The following is a 20,227-nucleotide window of genomic DNA, read 5'->3' as shown; positions in this document are numbered from 1 at the left end:
ACTGACCACTTTCTAAAGAATATCCAAACTCCCTTTTCCTTCTCTTACAACAATTGGTTCATCACCTGACAAGTCTATAATGGTTGAACCAATATTGTCACCATAACCTCCATCAATAACCATATCGACAAGGTTTTGCCATTTTTCGAAAATAAGTTCTGGGTCTGTGGTGTATTCTATCACTTCGTCTTCGTCATAAATGGATGTCGAAACAATAGGATTTCCCAATTGTCGAACGATTTCTAGGGCAATTGAATTATCAGGAATACGTATTCCGACCGTGGTTTTCTTCTTGAATTCCTTTGGTAAATTACTATTTCCAGGCAAAATGAAAGTGTATGGTCCTGGCAAAGATTTTTTTAAGAGCTTAAAAGTAGCGGTATCTATTTGCTTAACATAATCGGAAAGATTGCTTAAATCGTGACAAATAAAAGAGAAGTTTGCTTTTTCTAACTTCACTCCTTTTATTTTGGCAATGCGTTCCAAAGCCTTGGTATTGGTAATGTCGCATCCCAAACCATAAACCGTGTCGGTTGGATAAATCACCAAACCGCCATCTTGCAAAACCTTAACAACTCTGGCAATTGCCGCTTCGTTAGGTTTGTCTTCGTATATTTTTATGAATTGTGCCATTTCTTTTAGTTTAAAGTTTAAATTGTTTAAAAGTTTAAAGTTGTATTGGCTTAAACAATTTTAAACCATTATTAAAACAACCTTTAAACTTTTTTTCTTACCCAATCACATCCAATTTTGCAAAACGCAACAACAATTTTTTAATGCCACCGACTTCAAATTTGATTTCGGCTTTCTTGTCTGCGCCAGAACCTTCGAGGTTTAGCACTTCTCCTTTGCCAAAACGCTCGTGTATCACGATATTTCCTGCAGTCAATTTATTGTCAAATAAATTTGGACCTTCAGCTAAGGGATTACTAGAAACTGGTTTTAATTTTCGAATAATTGGTGCGGATTCTTCTCCAAATTTCTTGGGAGGCGTGCCATTGGCTGGTTTCGCCAAACGCAATTTCGATTTATCAATATCACCAAAAATATCACTGTCAATCATTGGTTTGTATCGATAATTATTTTCTTCGGCGGTAAGATATTCGAGATATTGTCCGTCGATTTCTTCGATAAAACGCGATGGTTCACTATCCGTCAGTTTTCCCCAACGATAACGGGATTGGGCATAGGTTAAATACGCTTGATGTTCCGCACGTGTCAAGGCTACATAAAACAAACGACGTTCTTCCTCGAGTTCGCTTCGAGTGCTCATAGACATCGCGCTAGGAAACAAATCTTCTTCCATTCCCACCACAAAAACGTGTGGAAATTCCAATCCTTTGGCCAAATGGATCGTCATCAACGCCACACGATCTTCATCGCTAGTGTCTTTGTCTAAATCTGTTGCTAGAGCCACGTCTTCCATAAATTCGGATAAAGCGCCACGAGTACCATCAATCTCTCGTTGCCCTTCGGTAAAATCCTTGATACCGTTTAATAATTCCTCAATATTTTGAATTTTTGCCATTCCTTCCGGAGTAGCATCTTTCTTTAATTCTTGAACCAATCCTGTTTTCTTGGCCACGTGATCGGTAATATAAAAAGCATCTTGATTTTCGTTAATCACTTGAAAACTCTGAATCATCGTTACAAAATCCTGAAGTTTTTGTTTGGTTCCCGAGTTCAGTTTCAAATCAATTTTATCAATATTCTGCATCACTTCAAAAATGGAGCGTTTGTAATGATTGGCGGCAACAGTCAATTTTTCGACTGTCGTGTCCCCTATTCCACGAGCCGGATAATTGATGACACGAACAAGTGCTTCTTCATCTTTTGGGTTAATAACCAATCGCAAATAGCACAATACATCCTTGATTTCTTTTCTTTGATAAAAAGACAACCCACCATAAATTCGATACGGAATATCTCTCTTTCTAAGCGCATCTTCCATAGCACGAGATTGCGCATTGGTACGATACAAAATCGCAAATTGCCCGTTCATCATTTGGTGTTGCATCTTTTGCTCCCAAATCGTACTGGCGACAAAACGTCCTTCTTCGCTATCGGTTAAACTGCGATGCACTTTTATTTTTGGTCCAAAATCATTGGCTGTCCAAACAATTTTGTCGAGTTTGGTTTTATTCTTGTCAATTATTGTATTGGCTGCTTCTACAATGTTTTTGGTAGAACGATAATTTTGTTCTAATCGAAAGGTTTTCACGCCTTCATAATCCTTCTGAAAATTCAGGATGTTGTTGATGTTGGCACCTCGAAACGCATAAATACTTTGCGCATCATCGCCTACGACGCATATATTCTGGAATTTATCCGACAAAGCACGAACAATCAAATACTGCGAATGGTTGGTATCTTGGTACTCATCGACCAAAATATAACGAAAACGATTCTGGTATTTTGCCAAAACTTCTGGAAAACGAGTTAGTAATTCATTGGTTTTTAATAACAAATCATCAAAATCCATCGCTCCCGCTTTAAAACAACGATCGACATAATTTTGATAAATTTCGCCCAAACGAGGCTTTTTGCTCATCGCATCTTGTTCTTGTAATTCGGGATTATTGAAATAGGCTTTTACAGTGATTAAACTATTTTTATATGAAGAAATTCGGCTTAAAACCTGCTTTGGTTTATAAACATCTCGATCCAATTGCATTTCCTTGATAATACCAGAAATGGCTCGAACAGAATCCTGGGAATCATAAATTGTAAAGTTGGAAGGATAGCCTAATTTATCGGCTTCGGAACGCAGAATTCGTGCAAAAACGGAGTGAAAAGTTCCCATCCAAAGATTTTTGGCTTCGCTGGAGCCCACAATATCAGAGATACGCTTTTTCATTTCACGTGCCGCTTTGTTGGTAAATGTCAATGACAAAATACTAAAAGCATCCACACCCAAACTCATCAAATAAGCAATTCGAATAGTCAATACACGTGTTTTTCCAGAGCCTGCACCGGCAATAATAATCATTGGCCCGTCTTTTTGGAGAACGGGTTCGCGTTGGGCTTCGTTAAGTTGGTCGATGTATTTCTGCATAAAATTTTCTGTTGAATGCAAAAATAAGGATTTAAGATTTAGAAATTTGATTTAAATAAAACCAAAATAATCGTTTTTTTAAATCCACAAATTTTGGTTTACCATTTTGAAAAAACATACCAAAAGGCATAAAAAAAACTCCAACATTTCTGTTGAAGTTTTTGTGGGCGATGAGGGGTTCGAACCCCCGACCCCCTCGGTGTAAACGAGGTGCTCTGAACCAGCTGAGCTAATCGCCCTAATTTGTGAGTGCAAATATACACTTAGATATTGAATTCACAAACAAAATTTTAAAAAAATAAAATTTGAATTTAATTTGAAATAAAACATAATTCTTATCAATGAATCAGTATAGTATTATATTTGTAAAAACAAAAGATTCTAAATGGCACATTTCAAAGAAAATGATTTACCCAAATCCAAAATTACTGCAACTTCATTAAATAAAGCTACTCTCATTTTTAAGTATGCAGGAAGTCATCGTTGGAAATTTTATGTTGGATTAATTTTCCTTTTGCTAACTGGTGCAACCGCTTTGGCTTTTCCAAAATTGATGGGATTGCTAATTGACTGTGTGAAGAACAAAAGTTATGACCAAGCCAATAATATAGCCCTATTACTGATTGTCATTTTGTTTTTGCAATCGATTTGTTCCTTTTTTAGATTATCGTTATTCGTCAATTTTACGGAACATACTTTAGCCAATCTTCGGTTATCCTTGTACAGTAATTTGGTAAAATTACCAATGTCTTTCTTTTCTCAAAAACGTGTTGGCGAACTAAACAGCCGCATCAGTGCTGATATTACTCAAATTCAAGACACCCTAACTTCAACAATAGCTGAATTTTTAAGACAATTTATTTTAATCATCGGTGGAGTCATTTTATTGGCTACCGAAAGCGTAAAACTTACTTTGTTAATGCTTTCTGTAGTGCCTCTAGTAGCAGTTGCAGCGGTAATTTTTGGCCGTTTCATTCGAAAATATTCCAAAAAAGTACAAGATCAGGTTGCCGAAAGTCAAGTAATTGTTGAGGAAACGATGCAAGGAATCAGTATCGTTAAGGCTTTCGCCAACGAGTGGTACGAAATTGCCCGTTATGACGGGAAAATCAAGGAAGTGGTGAAACTGGCCATCAAAGGCGGAAAATACAGAGGTTACTTTGCTTCCTTTATCATATTTTGTCTTTTTGGAGCCATCGTTGCTGTGGTTTGGTTTGGCGTGCGATTGAGTATTAGTGGCGAAATGAGTGTGGGACAATTAATTTCTTTTGTATTATATTCTACTTTCGTTGGCGCTTCATTTGGAGGTATTGCCGAATTGTATGCTCAAATCCAAAAGGCAATTGGTGCAACAGAACGTGTTTTCGAACTATTAGAAGAAACACCTGAAAAAATCAATTCCACTCAAAACTCACATTCCGTACAAAAGATACAAGGCAATGTCACTTTCAAAAATGTGACCTTCACCTACCCCTCCAGAAAAGAAATGAAAGTACTTAAAGGCGTGAATTTCACTGCTAATTTTGGTCAAAAAATAGCCATTGTGGGACCAAGTGGTGTTGGAAAATCTACTATTGCTTCCTTATTGTTGCGTTTTTACGATATTGATAGTGGCGAAATTTTGGTAGATGGAAAAAACATCTATGATTATGACCTAGAAAATCTTCGTGGGAACATGAGTATTGTTCCTCAAGATGTGATTTTATTTGGTGGCACCATCAAAGAAAACATTGCTTACGGAAATCCAGATGCTTCGGATGAAGAAATTATGCTGGCTGCCAAACAAGCTAATGCTTTGAATTTTATCGAAAGTTTCCCTGAAAAATTTGAAACTATCGTTGGTGAAAGAGGCGTTAAACTTTCTGGAGGACAAAGACAACGAGTAGCAATTGCTAGAGCCTTGCTTAAAAACCCAAGTATTTTAATTTTGGACGAAGCCACCTCTTCATTGGACAGCGAAAGCGAAAAACTGGTTCAGGAAGCTTTAGAAATTTTGATGGAAGGAAGAACGAGCATTATTATTGCGCACCGTCTTTCGACTATTCGCAAGGCAGATCAAATTTTAGTGCTCGATAAAGGTGTGATTGCCGAACAAGGAACGCACCAGGAATTGATTGTTTTAGAAAATGGTATTTATAAAAACTTGAGTAATTTGCAGTTTAGTCATTCTTAATTTATGGACATAGATGAAACGGATTCGCAAAAGCGAAAACGCGGATAAAAACTGATTCTTCTTGTTGTTCATACAAGTAAAATCAGTTTTTATTCGCGCTTTACGAAGTAAATCCGTGTTATCAGTGTTACAATAACTACTACTTCCCTTTTCTTCTATTTCTCTCCGCTTTTATCATTGCTAATTCACGGCTAGTTTGTCCCGCCACCGAAGTATTTTCCTCGGCACGACGAATTAAGTAAGGCATCACATCTTTTACAGGGCCAAAAGGCAAATACTTGGCAACATTATACCCACTGTCGGCCAAATTATAACTGATGTTATCGCTCATTCCGTATAATTGACCAAACCAAATTCTATTCTCAGTCGATTTTATTCCTTTTTCTGTCATTAAATTCATCAAGAAATACGTACTGGCTTCGTTGTGAGTTCCTTCAAAAATAGACATCATATCAAGATGATCGACCATATATTTTACGGCAGCATCATAATTTTCGTCGGTGGCTTCTTTTGAAGCACAAATTGGCGTTGGATATCCTTTTTCGATAGCGCGTTCATTTTCTTTTTCTATATAAGCACCACGAACCAGTTTCATTCCAATAAAGAATCCTTCTTGTTTTGCTTTTTCGTGCAATTTTTTCAAATAATCCAATCGATCCCAACGGTACATTTGCAAAGTATTGAAAACAATTGGTTTCGATTTATTGTATTTAACCATCATTGCTAAAACCAAATTATCTACAGCATCTTGCATCCAGCTTTCTTCGGCATCAATTAATAAAGCGACATCACTATCATAAGATGCTTTGCATACTTTTTCGAAACGGGCCACTACTCTATTCCACTCTTCGGTTTCAGCAGATGTTAATTTTTTTCCTAAACTCACTTCTTCGTATAAATCAATGCGTCCAAAACCTGATGGCTTGAAAACTGCAAACGGAATTGCCTTTTTTTCTTTGGCAAACTCAATCAATTTCAGTGTTTTTTCCAAAACGGCATCAAATTGTTCTTCTTCTTCCTTACCTTCTACCGAATAATCCAAAACCGAAGAAACACCTTTGGTAATCAACTTGTCCACTACTTTTAAGCTATCATCCTCATTCACTCCACCGCAAAAATGGTCGAAAACTGTGGCACGAATTAATCCTTCTACGGGTAAACTTGCTTTTAAGGCAAAATTTGTAACCGCTGTTCCAATTCGAACAAGTGGTTCATTTGCAATTAATTTGAATAGAAAATAAGCTCTATCAAGTTCAGTATCGCTTTTTAATGAAAAGGCAATTTGTGTGTTATCGAATAAATTTTTCATTATTTGTTATATTTTTGTACAAATATAGAGAGAGTTTTCAAAATTATTCAGCAAAAATTACCTTATTTTGCGCTTTAAATTAATCAAAGATTATGCAATCCATTCAAGCCAACAATTATCCAATATATTTCAACGAAACAGGATACGAAGCTCTAAATTCGTTTCTCAACGAAAGCAAATATTCGAACTTATTTATTATCGTAGATAGCAATACTAATGAGTACTGTTTGCCTCAATTTCTTCCTTATTTAGCCACTAAACTTACTATAGAAATTATTGAATTTGAAGCGGGCGAACCCAATAAAAATATTGAAACTTGTGTTCAATTATGGAATGTATTGACCGAACTTGGAGCCGATAGAAAAAGTCTTGTTCTGAATCTTGGTGGCGGAGTTGTCACTGATTTGGGTGGTTTTGTGGCGTCAACTTTCAAGCGTGGAGTCGATTTTATTCATATCCCAACTACTTTACTCTCAATGGTCGATGCCTCGGTTGGTGGGAAAACTGGGGTTGATTTAGGGAACCTTAAAAACCAAGTTGGTGTAATTAATGTGCCAAAAATGGTGCTAATTGACACCCAATATTTAGAAACACTTTCTAAAGAAGAAATGCGTTCCGGTCTTGCTGAAATGCTCAAACACGGATTGATATATGACAAAGGGTATTGGGAACAATTTCTGGATCTGAAAGCCATTGATTTTGCCGATTTCGATGCGTTAATCTACCGTTCTGTCGAAATCAAGAACGAAATTGTAATACAGGATCCAACCGAAAAAAATATCCGTAAGGCCTTGAATTTTGGTCACACATTAGGCCACGCCATTGAAAGCTATTTTTTAGATAATAAAAACAAGAAAAATTTATTGCACGGTGAAGCTATCGCTATAGGCATGATTTTGGAAAGTTATATTTCGTTAGAGAAAAATTTACTAACCTTAGAAGAGTACAGTCAGATAAAAACTACAATAAAAACAATCTATGATGCTGTGGTTTTTGAAGATAATGACATCAAACCCATACTGGAATTGCTCATTCACGACAAAAAAAATGAGTACGGAAACATTCAATTTGCACTGATTGAAGGTATCGGAAAAATTAAAATTAATCAATCTGTTGAAAACGAACTGATTTTAAAGGCTTTCCAAGATTATAAATCTTAATTAATTTTATAAAAAAGGATTGCAATTGGTATATAATATTTTTTACATTTGCAGAAATGAAAAAAAGTCAAAACACAAGAAATTATAGTGCTATAAAAAACGAAAACAGTAGTTCTTTTTTAAGAATATTGAGACGCTTTTTTACTATTAAAGATACTTTTAGTTTTGATATTTTCTCCTATTTGAAAGCCGAAAATGAAAAGCTTCAAATCGTTTTTGAAAACATTAGAGTTTGAATTTTAGCTTAATTAATATTTCAATTAAATTAATCTAAAATTATAAAAATCAAATGAATACAAAATATTTCGATTTAATAAATCAAACTTATTATTTTCCACAAGAAGAATTTACATTAAACAAAGACAACCTAGAGTTTCACAATATCGATTTAATGAAATTGGTTGAACAATACGGAACACCATTAAAATTTACTTATTTACCTCAAATTTCCAATAACATTAACAAAGCCAAAAGCTGGTTTCGTAAATCGATGGAAAAAAACAATTATGAGGCCAAATATTACTATTGCTATTGTACCAAAAGTTCTCACTTTGAGTATGTAATGAACGAAGCTTTTAAGAACAACATTCACATTGAAACTTCTTCGGCTTTCGATATTAATATTGTAGAAAAACTATTGGATTCTGGTAAAATAAACAAAAGCACTTATGTGATTTGTAACGGATTCAAAAGAGATCAATATATTGAAAACATTGCGAGATTGATTAATAATGGTCATAAAAATACGATTCCAATAATTGACAATTATGAAGAATTAGACCTTTTACAAGAGCATATCAAACGAAAATTTAAAATAGGAATTCGTATTGCAGCTGAGGAAGAACCCAAATTTGAGTTCTATACTTCACGACTTGGGATTGGTTATAAAAACATTGTTCAGTTTTACAAAAAGCAAATCCAAGAAAATAAAAAACTGGAACTCAAAATGTTACACTTTTTTATCAATACAGGAATCAATGACAATGCTTATTATTGGAACGAATTGGTAAAATGTATCAAAGTATATGTAGCTTTGAAAAAAGAATGCCCTACACTCGATGGATTAAACATTGGTGGCGGATTTCCTATCAAAAATTCGCTAGCATTTGAATATGATTATCAATATATGATTGACGAAATCATCAATCAAATTAAGATTGCTTGCGATGAAGCCGAAGTAGATGTTCCTAATATTTTTACGGAGTTTGGGTCTTTTACAGTTGGAGAAAGCGGTGGTGCGATTTATCAAATTTTGTATCAAAAACAACAAAATGACAGGGAAAAATGGAATATGATTGATTCCTCTTTCATCACCACTTTACCAGATACTTGGGCGATAAACAGACGATTTATTATGTTGGCGGTCAACCGTTGGAACGATACCTATGAAAGAGTTTTACTAGGGGGAATGACCTGTGATAGTGATGATTATTATAATTCAGAGCAAAATATGAATGCCATCTATTTGCCAAAATACAATAAAGAAAAACCACTTTATATTGGTTTTTTTAATACAGGAGCATATCAAGAAACCATTGGAGGTTACGGAGGTTTGCACCACTGTTTGATTCCACAACCGAAACACATTTTGATTGACCGTGACGAAAACGGGATCTTGGCAACCGAAGTTTTCTCTGAACAGCAAACTGCCGATGACGTATTGGATATATTAGGCTACAATAAAAAATAATTTTAAAAGTTTTCATTGTAGTTCTCAAAAAAAAATATTTTCTTTGAACACTCAAGAATACGCCTCAAACAATAAAAAACAAAATGAGTAAAGGACCAGTTAGTCAATTTATAGAAAAGCATTATTTGCATTTTAATTCAGCATCGTTAGTAGATGCGGCGAAAGCATACGAACAACAATTAGCCAACGGTGCAAAAATGATGGTAAGTATGGCTGGTGCTATGAGCACCGCCGAAATCGGGAAAATTTTTGCGGAAATCATTCGCAAGGATAAAGTACAAATTATATCTTGTACAGGAGCAAATCTTGAGGAAGATATTATGAATTTGGTGGCACATTCTCATTACGAAAGAGTGCCAAATTATCGTGATTTGACACCCGAAGACGAATGGGCTTTACTAGAAAGAGGTTTGAATCGTGTTACTGATACTTGTATTCCAGAGCACGAAGCGTTTCGTCGTTTGCAAAAACATATTTACAAGTTATGGAAAGATGCAGATGATAATGGGGAACGCTATTTTCCTCACGAATTTATGTATAAAATGCTACTTTCAGGCGTTTTGGAAGAATATTACGAAATTGACTTAAAAGACAGCTGGATGTATGCAGCAGCAGAGAAAAATTTACCTATTATTGTACCAGGTTGGGAAGACAGTACGATGGGAAATATTTTTGCTTCGTATGTTATCAAAGGGGATTTGAAGGCCTCAACAATGAAATCGGGTATTGAATATATGGTTTATTTATCAGATTGGTATCCAAAAAACAGTGCTAAAGGTATTGGTTTTTTCCAAATTGGCGGCGGAATTGCAGGAGATTTTCCAATTTGTGTGGTTCCAATGTTGTATCAAGATATGGAAATGCATGATATTCCGTTTTGGAGTTATTTTTGCCAGATTTCAGATTCAACCACCAGTTATGGTTCTTATTCTGGAGCAGTGCCAAATGAAAAAATCACTTGGGGTAAATTAGACATAAAAACTCCCAAGTTTATTATCGAGTCGGATGCTACTATTGTTGCTCCGTTAATTTTCGCTTATTTATTAGACTTATAGAAGAATTTATGAAAAGAGTAATTGTTGATTACGCAAAACTTACCCACGAAATTTTAAATCTATTGGTAGATAAATTTCCGGATGGCTATGATGATTCAAATATTATCCGTTTTAGAAATGCTCAAAACGAATTAATTGAAGCTGTCGAAGTTCGTACAGAAGATACTATTTACTTAGTAAAAATTAGTACCAAACTTGCCGATAGAATCGAAAATTATGATGAAGACGATGAAATTGCAGCCGAAATTGAACCATTAGACGAAGGTATTGACCTAGACGACGAAGACGACGACATCGATGACGGTGCTAGTTTAGACAAACCTGACTTCAAAGACGATGATGATTCTGGTGATGATGACGATGATGATGATGATAATAACCAAGCTGACACAGTTGATGGGGAGGAAGATGAAGACGATGAATAATTAATTTTTTAACAAAAATATAGCTAAGGAACTCTAAATGAGTTCCTTTTTTTATTATTTTTAAAAGCTAAAAAATATACGCCAAAATGACAACACAAATTTTACACACCAAACTCAAAGAAAATTTTGGGTTCGAAAAATTCAGACCCAATCAAGAAGACATTATCAATTGCATCCTCTCTGGACAAGATACTTTGGCGATTATGCCAACGGGGGGAGGAAAATCCATTTGTTTTCAACTCCCCGCTTTAGTTTTACCCGGAATTACGATTGTTATTTCGCCATTAATCGCCTTGATGAAAGATCAGGTGGATAGCTTGAAAGCCAATGGAATTGCCGCTTGTTTCATCAACAGCAGTCAATCGAGTGAAGAACAAAATCAACACATTCAGAATCTAAAAGACAACAAAGTCAAGTTGGTTTATGTTACTCCGGAAAGTTTATCCTATCTCGAAAATGCTTTCAATCAAGTTACTGTGAGTCTCATTGCTATTGACGAAGCGCATTGTATTTCGGCTTGGGGTCACGATTTTCGACCAGCTTACACTAATTTGGGTTATCTAAAAAACCGCTTCCCTTCTACTCCAATTCTGGCATTGACCGCTACAGCCGATAAAGCCACCCGAACCGATATTTCGGATCAATTAAATTTGGTCAACCCCAAAATATTCGTGGCTTCATTCGACAGAAAAAATTTAAGTTTAGAAGTTCGTCCCGCTTTAGACCGAGTGAAACAAATTATCGATTTTATAAAAGACAAACCTAATGAATGTGGTATTGTTTATTGCTTAAGCCGAAAAACTACGGAAGAACTTGCCGAAAAATTGCAAAAAAATGGAATTAATGCCAAGGCCTATCACGCAGGTTTAGATAACAAACTTCGCTCCAATACTCAAGATGAATTCATCAATGACGAATGTCAAGTAGTTTGCGCCACTATTGCTTTTGGAATGGGAATCGATAAATCCAATGTCCGCTGGGTAATTCATTATAATTTACCCAAAAATATTGAAGGCTATTATCAGGAAATTGGACGTGCTGGTCGGGATGGTTTACCATCCGAAACGGTTTTGTTCGAAAGTTATGGTGATATGATTCAGTTGCAAAAATTTGCTTCCGAAGGATTGAATGCCGAAGTACAACTGGCAAAATTGGAACGAATGAAGCAATATGCCGATGCGTTGAGCTGTCGCAGAAAAATTTTGCTTTCCTATTTTGGAGAATTGGTCACCGAAAATTGTGGCAATTGCGATATTTGCAAAAATCCACCCGCTTTTTTCGATGGAACCATCATTGCCCAAAAGGCATTGTCGGCCATTATTCGTTTGCAAGAATCGGAAGCATTACCCGTAATCGTTGACTTTTTGAGAGGTTCGAAAAATGCTTCTATTTATGAAAAAGGATATCAAAATTTAAAAACCTACGCTGTTGGTGCCGATATTTCTTGGTATGATTGGAACCAATATCTTATTCAACTGATTAATTTAGGGTATTGCGAAATTGCTTTTCATCAGCAAAACAGAATAAAATTAACGTCCTTTGCCCAGAAAGTTTTATTTGAAGGCGAAAAAGTGCAATTGACAACCGTTCAAAAAATAAGCAAAGAAAAACTAGAAACCAAAGAACGAGTAACTAAAGCCGCAGCCAATTCACTTTTTGAAACTCTCAGAAAACTACGTTCCGAAATTGCCAAGGAAGAAGGAGTTCCTGCCTACATCATTTTTAACGATGCTACTTTAAAACAACTCGAGGCCGAAAGACCAATGAGCGATGACGAATTCTTGAACATTGACGGAGTTGGAAAAGCCAAGTTAGAAAAATATGGCGATTTGTTTATAAAAGCAATTATTGAATTTCAAAAAAGCAAAACCGTCCGAGCAAAAAAAGAAGGGAGCACTTTCAAAGAAACTTTGGAATTATTGCAATCTGGGTTAACCGTTGAAGAAATTGCTATCAAAAGAAATTTGGGTTTGAGCACAATTACTTCGCATCTAGCCAAATTATATAGCGATGGACATCCGATAGATTTGAGTACTTACATCACAAGAGAAGAAATTTCAAAAATTGTGGAAGCCAAAATTAAACTGGAATCGCCAAATGCTTTAAAACCATACTTCGATTATTTTGAAGAAAAAATCGCGTATGATAAAATCAGGATTGGTTTGGCCGTGATTGAAAAAGAAGCACTTATAAATTAAAAAAATACCGCAAAGTCTAGAGGACACAAAGAAAAAAAGTTTATAAATTCTTATTTCCGAATTTATAAACTTTTTTTAAACTTTGCGACTTAGTGCCTTTGCTGTAAATTTTACAAATACCTTTCCTGAAAAACTCTTTGATGGTGTTTCATATGTCCAATAATTAAAAATCCGATAGCTCTTACTGAAATTGTATGATTGGATGCAATTCCTAATCTTGTCAATTGTTCATCCGAGAAACTTTTGAAAAGTAATAAATTAGAATGTCTAACAGCCGAAAATTCAGTTAATAATTCTTGAATACTTCTACTATTGGCATTCGTATTTTCGACATAATCATTTTCCTCAAATCCAGGTAATGCCGTTTGGTCATTTCTTGAAATTCGCAAGGCACGATAACCAAAAATCCGTTCGGCATCGATAATATGCTGGATAATATCCTTGATAGTCCATTTGCCTTCGGCGTATCGATAATCAAATTTGTCCATTGGAATATTCTGAACAAATTTGATAAAATCGTGTAAACTGATTTCTAATTCTTCCAATAATTCTACATTTTCAATCGCTTTGATATACGTCGCATTGAATTCAGAATATTCATTTACTGGCAATTGATTTGAATTCATATATTAATTTTTAAATCTTTCTCCGAAACAATCTAAACTCTAAAATTATATTTTAAGCTGAGTTTCTACTTGCGTTTGTATTTCCAAAAAGAGAACGAGTCACAATCTTTTCATAAGTCTGAATCAAATCTAAATCTGGTTTTTGCTCCTTGTTCAATTCATTAATTCTTAATAAAGCATATTGTTGTATGGTCAACAAAGGCAACACTATACGCTCTCTTATGTCAATCGAAGCTTTTCCGTCAGGATAGTTTTCCATCAATTCATTATGTCCAGCAATTTTTAATAATAAACGTTTAGTTTCTAAAAACTCATCGTATATAATTTGCCAAAATGCTCCAAATTCAGGATCTTTTTTCATATAAGCGGTCAAAGGGAAAAAGGATTTTGCCAATGACATCATACTGTTTTCTAACAAGGTTCTAAAAAATAAAGAATCATTATATAAATTCTGAACTTTATCCCAATTGTTAGTATCCTCAAAATATTTTAATGCCGTACCTACTCCAAAAAATCCAGGTACATTTTGCTTTAATTGACTCCACGAGCCCACAAACGGAATGGCTCTTAAATCGGCAAAATCTAAATGTTCAGACATACTTCTTTTTGATGGTCTACTTCCAATATTGGCTTTAGCATAATATTTTAAAGTGCTCATTTGCTCCAAATAAGGAATAAATTTTGGATGATTTTTAAAACTCAAATATTTTTCGTAGCCCAACTCAGCTAATTGATCTAAAATTTCTTTTTCGCTAACTGATAAAATATTTTTTTGTTTATTAAAAACTTGATTTGTAGCACCAGCACTTAATAAATTTTCTAGGTTATAGCGACAAGAGTCTAAAGTTCCAAAATTTGAGCTTATGGTTTGCCCTTGTACCGTAACCTGAATTTCATTGTTCTCAATTTTTGGTCCTAGAGAGGCGTAAAATTTATGAGTTTTACCTCCTCCACGAGCTGGAGGACCACCACGTCCATCAAAGAACAGCGCTTTAATTCCGTATTTTCTTGACATTGCCGTCAATTCCTCTTTTGCTTTATAAATACTCCAATTCGCCATCAAATACCCACCATCTTTAGTCCCATCAGAAAAACCAAGCATTATAGTTTGTTTATTATTTCTCGATGCTAAATGCGCCATATATACAGGATTAGTGTACAACTTTTCCATAATTACATAAGCATTCTGTAAATCGTCAACTGATTCGAACAGAGGAATTATATCGACGGTAGGATTCTCCCAATTGTTTAATTTGAAAAGTGCAAATGTTTCCATAACATTCAACGCGCTTTCATTATTGCTTATGATATAACGATTTGAGCCAAATTCTCCGTTATTTTTTTGTATTTGTCTAATCGCTTGCATCGACTCAATAGTCGATTTTGTAATTTCATTTTCAAATACATTCGAATCAAGATTTCCTTTGATGGTTGACAAGACTTCTATTTTTTCACTTTCTGTTAATTCAAAATAATTCTTTGGAAAAACTTCAGAATTTGAATTCAAGTAATACTGTACAACATCTTTAAAAACAGCATCATGTATTTTACTATTTTGACGAATGTCTAAAGAGGCAAAATGGAAACCAAATAAATTTACTTTGATAAGAAGCGCTTCTAATTCATCTAGGTATAAAGATTGATTGCGTTCTATAAGAATGGTTCTTATTTTGTTTAATTGAGATTTAAACTCATCTAAAGTGATATAAATTTCGCCTTTAGAGTAAAAAACAGAACGATACAATTTGTTTTCGAGCTCAGCAACAAGTACATCTACTTGAGAGAAAGTAAGTTTACGTTTTAAATTTCTCATTTCGCGATAGTAACATTTCAAAATGGATGTCCTTAATCTATCGGCTACTTTAAGAGTAATTTCTGTGGTTACAAAAGGATTTCCATCACGATCACCTCCGGGCCAAAAACCAAGTTTTATTATTTGATTTTGTATTAAGTTTCCGTTCAAAATATTTTTTTGAAGATAATGTACTATTTCACCAGCAGTTTCATAAAATACATTTTCAAGATACCATATCAAACTTACCGCTTCGTCAAAAGGGTTTGGTTTTTCGGCTTGAATAAAAGGTGTTTTACCTAATTGAGCTAACAATTGTTTGATTTCGAGCAAGTTATTTTTACGAATTGCTTCGGTTAAATCGTTGATAATTCCCAAAACAGAGCCAGGATAAAACTGAGTCGGATGAGCTGTTAAAACCGTTCGAACATTAAAATTTTCTAAAAATGAAATTAACTCTAATTCTTTTTCTTTAGCGGACGCTTTTTCTTTAATATCACGCAAAGAACCTCTTCCTTCCATATTATTCACAACGGGGAATGCCGCATCTTCAACAGCATCAAATAGTACTATTTGACGTTCTATATATTGAATAAAACGAAACATTAAATCAATTTTTTCTGATTCTGAAGCACCACTAAGGTATTTTTGAGCAAATAAATCTAAAATTTCTTTAGGTGTTTCTTGTTTTTTGAATCCATTTTCACAACCATCTGTAAATAATGGGAGTAGTGCCCCAGTATTGTCTATTGAATCAAACGGGAGTGTAATAAAAACACTATTATAGATGTTATATTTAGAAAGGACTTCTTCTTTGAATCGTTCAATTTTAGGATGAGTATACATAAATTGGTTAATTAGTTAGTTTGTAGTTCGTATAAAGTTAAAAAAACAAACCCCAAGAATTCACTTGAGGTTATATTATTTAATATCGTTCAAATGAATTATATATCTTTAAATATAGTGTGCATTAAGCGTTTTTTATCATTAATGCTTTCTTCCAATGAAATCATTGTTTCTGTTCTGTAAACACCATCAATATCATCAATCATAAAGATTACATCCTTAGCATGTTTTGTGTCTTTTGCTCTAATTTTACAGAAAATATTGAATTTTCCTGTTGTTACAGAAGCAACAGTTACGAAAGGAATTTCGTTGATACGTTGCAAAACAAATTTAGTTTGCGAAGTATTATTCAGAAAAACTCCAACATAAGCGATAAATGAATATCCCAGCTTATCATAATCCAACACTAATGAAGAACCCATTATTATTTCGGCATCTTCCATCTTCTTAACTCGAACGTGAACTGTTCCAGCCGAAATTAGTAATTTTTTTGCAATATCTGTAAAAGGAATTCTGGTGTTGTCTATCAACATATCCAAAATTTGATGGTCTACTTCATCTAAACGAAACTTACTCATAATTCAATAGTTTAATATTTATAACTACAATTACAAACTTTAAAAAACTATTGACCCATTAACAAACCTTTTATTATTATCTAAATAAAAGTTAGCTTTTTGATTTAGTTTTGGAAAATTATCACTAGAATCTTGATAAAGTGCGCCTTTAGCATCAAATTCAAAATGTCCAAAATAATTATCCAATTCACTTATATGAACAATATAAGCATTAAAACAAATTTGATCGTTAATTAATTCTTCTTTGTATTGTGCAGCAAAATTCGTGATTATTTCGATACCATCATAATTTATTTTGATATTTTTATATAAAAAATCATAAAAAACAACTTTATTTTGAGGAATACTCAAATATTTGTCAAATTCATTGTTAACTAAATCGTTTTCGCTAAGTATTTTAAAACTCGTAACCAAAGATACAAAAACATATTTTCTTGTTTCCTCTCTCGAATAATCTTTCGGAAAATGACCTGCTTCAAACAAAACTGTTGGAACACCTAAATATTGAAAAGTGTCTCCAATACAATTTATATTAAATGCGTCATCAAATCGACCAACTTGTCCTGGAATATAATTTTGCAAAACATCATTTATACCTGAAATCAAATTAATCACCTTCAATCTAGTCGCATTAACTTCTCTTTCTTTATTGTAAGCTGGAGCTAAAAAAGACATTGTTGCAGGACTACTAGAGCTTCCTACACCAAAAATAGTACGCTGATCGTGTAGATTAAAGCAAAAATCAGGTTCAAAGTTTTCAAAAGCTTCTCTTAAAACTCTGCTTTCTGGTTGCGACAGCTCTTTTGAATCACGATTTATATCTACTTTATTGGCATTTTCGCGAGTGTATAATTTCGCTCCATCAGGATTTAACATCGGAATGACACAAAAAGTAAATGTTTTAAGTAACTTTCTAGCCAACCCTGAATCTCCATTCAAGAGGTTCAAAAAATCAATTAGTGCTTTTGTAGTTGTACTTTCGTTTCCGTGCATTTGAGACCAAAGTAATAATTTGATTTTTCCTGTACCAATTTGAAACTTATAAATTGGCATTTCAAGAACCGATTTTCCAATAATTTCTAATTGATTATTTGTGTTTAATTTTTTTAAAATTGGGTAAATATTATCTAACGTAATATAACGACCTTTAATTGATGGCTCTTTATATTGACTGAATAATTGCTCTAAATTCATAGTTGTATTTTTGTTTTACAAAAGTAAACATCTTTAAATTAACAATTGTAATTCTTAAAAAAAGTATTTAATTTATTATTGTAAACAAATATTGTATTGGTTATTCTATTTCATCCAATGTACAAATTGACAAATGTACTTAAAAATAATATTGACATTTAATTATTTAATAATCAGTATTTTATATAATTTTAATTAAATTAATAATTAAGGTTAAATAATCTTTTATCAACAATTTACATCTGTAATATTGGTTCGTTATTTGTTTTTAATTACATTTGTAACATTAATTATTTTAAATACAATTTACAATGGTAAACACTGATGATTTCATAAAAAGACTAGAATACATTCTGGATTATTACAGCTTGAATGCCTCTTCGTTTGCCGATAAAATAGGTGTACAACGTTCGAGTTTGTCCCACCTCCTTTCTGGAAGAAACAAACCAAGTTTAGATTTTATTCTCAAAATTATGGATGTTTTTCCTGAGGTCGATTTGTATTGGATTTTAAATGGAAAGGGAACTTTTCCAAAATCGGAAATAGAAAATGAAGTAAATAGAGTTCAACCCACTCCAACTTTTAACAATGCAATTGTTGAAACTAAAATAGAAAAGCAAACTGATTTGTTCTCTGAAAAAAATTCAAATGCAAAAAATAAGACGGAAGAAAATCTTCCAAATCTTTTTTCAAATTCAAAATTAGCTTCGATTAATAAAACGGAAGTTGAAATTGACCGAATTGTAATTTTTTATACAAACGGAACTTTTAAAACCTATTCGGCAGAATAAATTATAATTCAGTGTTAAAACCTTTTTCAGGTATTTTACCAATAATACCTTTGAAATGTTTTAATAAAATTTTTAAATCATCATTGTAATTTGAAGTTGGATAAAATGGTTTTCCAATATTTACTGTTTTTTTTCCAAAATCAAAAGCAACAGGAATTATAGGAACATTTGCTTTTAAAGCGATATAATAAAAACCTGTTCGGAGTTCACTGATTTTTTTTCGGGTTCCTTCGGGAGAAATTGCCAATCGAAATTCATCACTTTTTTCAAAAATTTTGGCAATGGCCTCTACTTTGTTTAAACTCCCTACCCTATCTATTGGCGCTCCACCCATCCAACGAAAATAAAAACCAAATGGAAAACGAAATAATTCTTTTTTTCCAATAAAATTCATTTCCAAATCAATAATTCCTCTAGTAAATATTCCCAGATAGAAATCGTGCCAACTTGTGTGAGGAAGAATCATTAGAACACATTTCATAATACTTTTATCAATTGTGCCTTCAATTTTCCAATTCATTAATTTGAAGAAAATAAATTTGTAAAACCTTTTTTTCATTTAGAACCTATTTTTGGTAAAATTAGTATTATTCCTGTATTTTTGATAAAAATTCTTCAAATGCTCAAAAAACTGTTTAGCTACTTAATTCCCATCACCATTTTTAAAGAAGTTTCTGTTATTAGTCATAGCTTAGAAGTAACTTGGAACAACGGAAAATTAGTCTTAGACAGTGAGAATACAAATTATTCGTATGGGAATTTACAAGGTATTCTAAGAATAGGATTGAGAAATATTGGTTTCGAAAAAATTAAATCGATGAATTCTATTCTTGTACTAGGTGTTGCTGGTGGCAGTGTAATTCATACTTTGGTTGATGAAATTCATTATAAAGGAAAAATTACTGGAGTCGAAATTGACAAATCTGTAATTGAAATTGCCAACACTTATTTTCATCTCAACGACATTCCAAATCTTGAAATAATTATCGATGACGCCTCTAAATATGTTTTGAAAACTAATACTAAATATGACTTAATAATTATTGACGTTTTTCAAGATGCAAAAATGCCTGATTTTTTATTTGAATTCTTTTTTATTAACCGAATTTGTTTTTTATTAAAACCCAAAGGCGTCATCCTTTTTAATACAATGCTATTAAATGCGAAGCAAAAACAACTTAATTCAGACTATCTAAAAAATTTTGACACTAAAAAATATACTGTGACAAAATTTAGCAAAATAAAAAAAACGAATGAATTAATTCTAATTGAAAGTAACTTTTAATAGCAATTTGTAATAAAAGTTAAGCATTTATTTTGTAAATTCGAGGTGAT

17 protein-coding genes and 1 tRNA gene are annotated in these 20,227 nt (G+C 33.3%); 9 read left to right on the top strand and 9 right to left on the bottom strand.

What is annotated here, in order from left to right:
* Positions 1-12 precede the first annotated feature (12 nt).
* The 3 genes from FNW17_RS14550 to FNW17_RS14540 form a co-directional block, all read right to left on the bottom strand.
* Positions 13-633 (bottom strand): L-threonylcarbamoyladenylate synthase, encoded by a 621-nt coding sequence (locus FNW17_RS14550; RefSeq protein WP_144072023.1) that lies wholly within the window; start codon positions 631-633, stop codon positions 13-15.
* Positions 634-730: 97 nt separating this feature from the next.
* Positions 731-3,055: an ATP-dependent helicase gene (locus FNW17_RS14545; protein ID WP_144072022.1), complete on the bottom strand. Its 2,325-nt coding sequence runs from the start codon at positions 3,053-3,055 to the stop codon at positions 731-733.
* 164 nt (positions 3,056-3,219) lie between these two features.
* Positions 3,220-3,294 (bottom strand) — tRNA-Val (locus FNW17_RS14540).
* 146 nt (positions 3,295-3,440) lie between these two features.
* Here FNW17_RS14540 and FNW17_RS14535 point away from each other — a divergent pair.
* Positions 3,441-5,228 carry an ABC transporter ATP-binding protein gene (locus FNW17_RS14535; RefSeq protein ID WP_144072021.1) on the top strand — a complete coding sequence of 596 codons (1,788 nt, stop codon included), beginning with the start codon at positions 3,441-3,443 and terminating at the stop codon, positions 5,226-5,228.
* 139 nt (positions 5,229-5,367) lie between these two features.
* Here the strand turns inward: FNW17_RS14535 and FNW17_RS14530 are convergent, their stop codons facing one another.
* Positions 5,368-6,537 (bottom strand): proline dehydrogenase family protein, encoded by a 1,170-nt coding sequence (locus FNW17_RS14530; RefSeq protein WP_144072020.1) that lies wholly within the window; start codon positions 6,535-6,537, stop codon positions 5,368-5,370.
* A 92-nt stretch (positions 6,538-6,629) separates the two neighbouring features.
* On the opposite strand from FNW17_RS14530, the gene aroB reads away from it, so the two are divergent.
* The 6 genes from aroB (at position 6,630) to recQ (ending at position 13,065) form a co-directional block, all read left to right on the top strand.
* Positions 6,630-7,697 (top strand): 3-dehydroquinate synthase, encoded by a 1,068-nt coding sequence (aroB, locus tag FNW17_RS14525; RefSeq protein ID WP_144072019.1) that lies wholly within the window; start codon positions 6,630-6,632, stop codon positions 7,695-7,697.
* 56 nt (positions 7,698-7,753) lie between these two features.
* The gene (locus FNW17_RS14520) at positions 7,754-7,933 is read left to right on the top strand and encodes a hypothetical protein (protein WP_143389466.1); all 180 of its coding nucleotides are present in this window, start codon (positions 7,754-7,756) and stop codon (positions 7,931-7,933) included.
* Positions 7,934-7,986: 53 nt separating this feature from the next.
* Positions 7,987-9,387 (top strand): type III PLP-dependent enzyme domain-containing protein, encoded by a 1,401-nt coding sequence (locus FNW17_RS14515; protein ID WP_143389467.1) that lies wholly within the window; start codon positions 7,987-7,989, stop codon positions 9,385-9,387.
* Between the two features lie 83 nt (positions 9,388-9,470).
* Positions 9,471-10,442: a deoxyhypusine synthase family protein gene (locus tag FNW17_RS14510; RefSeq protein ID WP_143389468.1), complete on the top strand. Its 972-nt coding sequence runs from the start codon at positions 9,471-9,473 to the stop codon at positions 10,440-10,442.
* Between the two features lie 8 nt (positions 10,443-10,450).
* The gene (locus FNW17_RS14505; protein ID WP_144072018.1) at positions 10,451-10,867 is read left to right on the top strand and encodes a DNA primase; all 417 of its coding nucleotides are present in this window, start codon (positions 10,451-10,453) and stop codon (positions 10,865-10,867) included.
* Positions 10,868-10,953: 86 nt separating this feature from the next.
* Positions 10,954-13,065: a DNA helicase RecQ gene (gene recQ / locus FNW17_RS14500; protein ID WP_144072017.1), complete on the top strand. Its 2,112-nt coding sequence runs from the start codon at positions 10,954-10,956 to the stop codon at positions 13,063-13,065.
* A 110-nt stretch (positions 13,066-13,175) separates the two neighbouring features.
* Here recQ and FNW17_RS14495 read toward each other — a convergent pair whose 3' ends face one another.
* The 4 genes from FNW17_RS14495 to FNW17_RS14480 form a co-directional block, all read right to left on the bottom strand.
* Entirely contained in the window at positions 13,176-13,691 is a 516-nt protein-coding gene (locus tag FNW17_RS14495) for a DinB family protein (RefSeq protein ID WP_144072016.1), read from the bottom strand.
* Positions 13,692-13,743: 52 nt separating this feature from the next.
* Entirely contained in the window at positions 13,744-16,329 is a 2,586-nt protein-coding gene (locus tag FNW17_RS14490) for a phosphoenolpyruvate carboxylase (protein ID WP_143389472.1), read from the bottom strand.
* Between the two features lie 98 nt (positions 16,330-16,427).
* Positions 16,428-16,907: an Lrp/AsnC family transcriptional regulator gene (locus FNW17_RS14485; RefSeq protein WP_103807030.1), complete on the bottom strand. Its 480-nt coding sequence runs from the start codon at positions 16,905-16,907 to the stop codon at positions 16,428-16,430.
* Between the two features lie 39 nt (positions 16,908-16,946).
* Positions 16,947-18,101, bottom strand: a complete 1,155-nt coding sequence (locus FNW17_RS14480) for a M14 family metallopeptidase (RefSeq protein WP_144072015.1) — start codon at positions 18,099-18,101, stop codon at positions 16,947-16,949.
* A gap of 311 nt (positions 18,102-18,412) precedes the next feature.
* Between FNW17_RS14480 and FNW17_RS14475 the strand changes: the two genes are divergently transcribed.
* Positions 18,413-18,892 carry a helix-turn-helix domain-containing protein gene (locus FNW17_RS14475; protein ID WP_144072014.1) on the top strand — a complete coding sequence of 160 codons (480 nt, stop codon included), beginning with the start codon at positions 18,413-18,415 and terminating at the stop codon, positions 18,890-18,892.
* Between the two features lies 1 nt (position 18,893).
* Here FNW17_RS14475 and FNW17_RS14470 read toward each other — a convergent pair whose 3' ends face one another.
* Positions 18,894-19,451, bottom strand: a complete 558-nt coding sequence (locus FNW17_RS14470) for a 1-acyl-sn-glycerol-3-phosphate acyltransferase (RefSeq protein ID WP_143389475.1) — start codon at positions 19,449-19,451, stop codon at positions 18,894-18,896.
* Positions 19,452-19,511: 60 nt separating this feature from the next.
* On the opposite strand from FNW17_RS14470, the gene FNW17_RS14465 reads away from it, so the two are divergent.
* Positions 19,512-20,177 carry a spermidine synthase gene (locus FNW17_RS14465; protein ID WP_143389476.1) on the top strand — a complete coding sequence of 222 codons (666 nt, stop codon included), beginning with the start codon at positions 19,512-19,514 and terminating at the stop codon, positions 20,175-20,177.
* Positions 20,178-20,227 lie beyond the last annotated feature (50 nt).

Origin of the sequence: Flavobacterium franklandianum (assembly GCF_007097365.1) — a bacterium.
Classification (GTDB): Bacteria; Bacteroidota; Bacteroidia; order Flavobacteriales; family Flavobacteriaceae; genus Flavobacterium; species Flavobacterium franklandianum.
The sequence above is the reverse complement of the archived record's forward strand: the minus strand, read 5'-3'. Positions and strand labels throughout refer to the sequence as shown.

What these genes read in the sequence shown, in the direction of transcription:
- FNW17_RS14495 (WP_144072016.1), bottom strand. Translation starts at nt 13,691, where the DNA reads ATGAATTCAAATCAATTGCCAGTAAATGAATATTCTGAATTCAATGCG.
- FNW17_RS14550 (WP_144072023.1), bottom strand. Translation starts at nt 633, where the DNA reads ATGGCACAATTCATAAAAATATACGAAGACAAACCTAACGAAGCGGCA.
- FNW17_RS14490 (WP_143389472.1), bottom strand. Translation starts at nt 16,329, where the DNA reads ATGTATACTCATCCTAAAATTGAACGATTCAAAGAAGAAGTCCTTTCT.
- FNW17_RS14465 (WP_143389476.1), top strand. Translation starts at nt 19,512, where the DNA reads ATGCTCAAAAAACTGTTTAGCTACTTAATTCCCATCACCATTTTTAAA.
- FNW17_RS14535 (WP_144072021.1), top strand. Translation starts at nt 3,441, where the DNA reads ATGGCACATTTCAAAGAAAATGATTTACCCAAATCCAAAATTACTGCA.
- aroB (WP_144072019.1), top strand. Translation starts at nt 6,630, where the DNA reads ATGCAATCCATTCAAGCCAACAATTATCCAATATATTTCAACGAAACA.
- FNW17_RS14545 (WP_144072022.1), bottom strand. Translation starts at nt 3,055, where the DNA reads ATGCAGAAATACATCGACCAACTTAACGAAGCCCAACGCGAACCCGTT.
- FNW17_RS14505 (WP_144072018.1), top strand. Translation starts at nt 10,451, where the DNA reads ATGAAAAGAGTAATTGTTGATTACGCAAAACTTACCCACGAAATTTTA.
- FNW17_RS14475 (WP_144072014.1), top strand. Translation starts at nt 18,413, where the DNA reads ATGGTAAACACTGATGATTTCATAAAAAGACTAGAATACATTCTGGAT.
- FNW17_RS14515 (WP_143389467.1), top strand. Translation starts at nt 7,987, where the DNA reads ATGAATACAAAATATTTCGATTTAATAAATCAAACTTATTATTTTCCA.
- FNW17_RS14470 (WP_143389475.1), bottom strand. Translation starts at nt 19,451, where the DNA reads ATGAAAAAAAGGTTTTACAAATTTATTTTCTTCAAATTAATGAATTGG.
- FNW17_RS14530 (WP_144072020.1), bottom strand. Translation starts at nt 6,537, where the DNA reads ATGAAAAATTTATTCGATAACACACAAATTGCCTTTTCATTAAAAAGC.
- recQ (WP_144072017.1), top strand. Translation starts at nt 10,954, where the DNA reads ATGACAACACAAATTTTACACACCAAACTCAAAGAAAATTTTGGGTTC.
- FNW17_RS14480 (WP_144072015.1), bottom strand. Translation starts at nt 18,101, where the DNA reads ATGAATTTAGAGCAATTATTCAGTCAATATAAAGAGCCATCAATTAAA.
- FNW17_RS14520 (WP_143389466.1), top strand. Translation starts at nt 7,754, where the DNA reads ATGAAAAAAAGTCAAAACACAAGAAATTATAGTGCTATAAAAAACGAA.
- FNW17_RS14485 (WP_103807030.1), bottom strand. Translation starts at nt 16,907, where the DNA reads ATGAGTAAGTTTCGTTTAGATGAAGTAGACCATCAAATTTTGGATATG.
- FNW17_RS14510 (WP_143389468.1), top strand. Translation starts at nt 9,471, where the DNA reads ATGAGTAAAGGACCAGTTAGTCAATTTATAGAAAAGCATTATTTGCAT.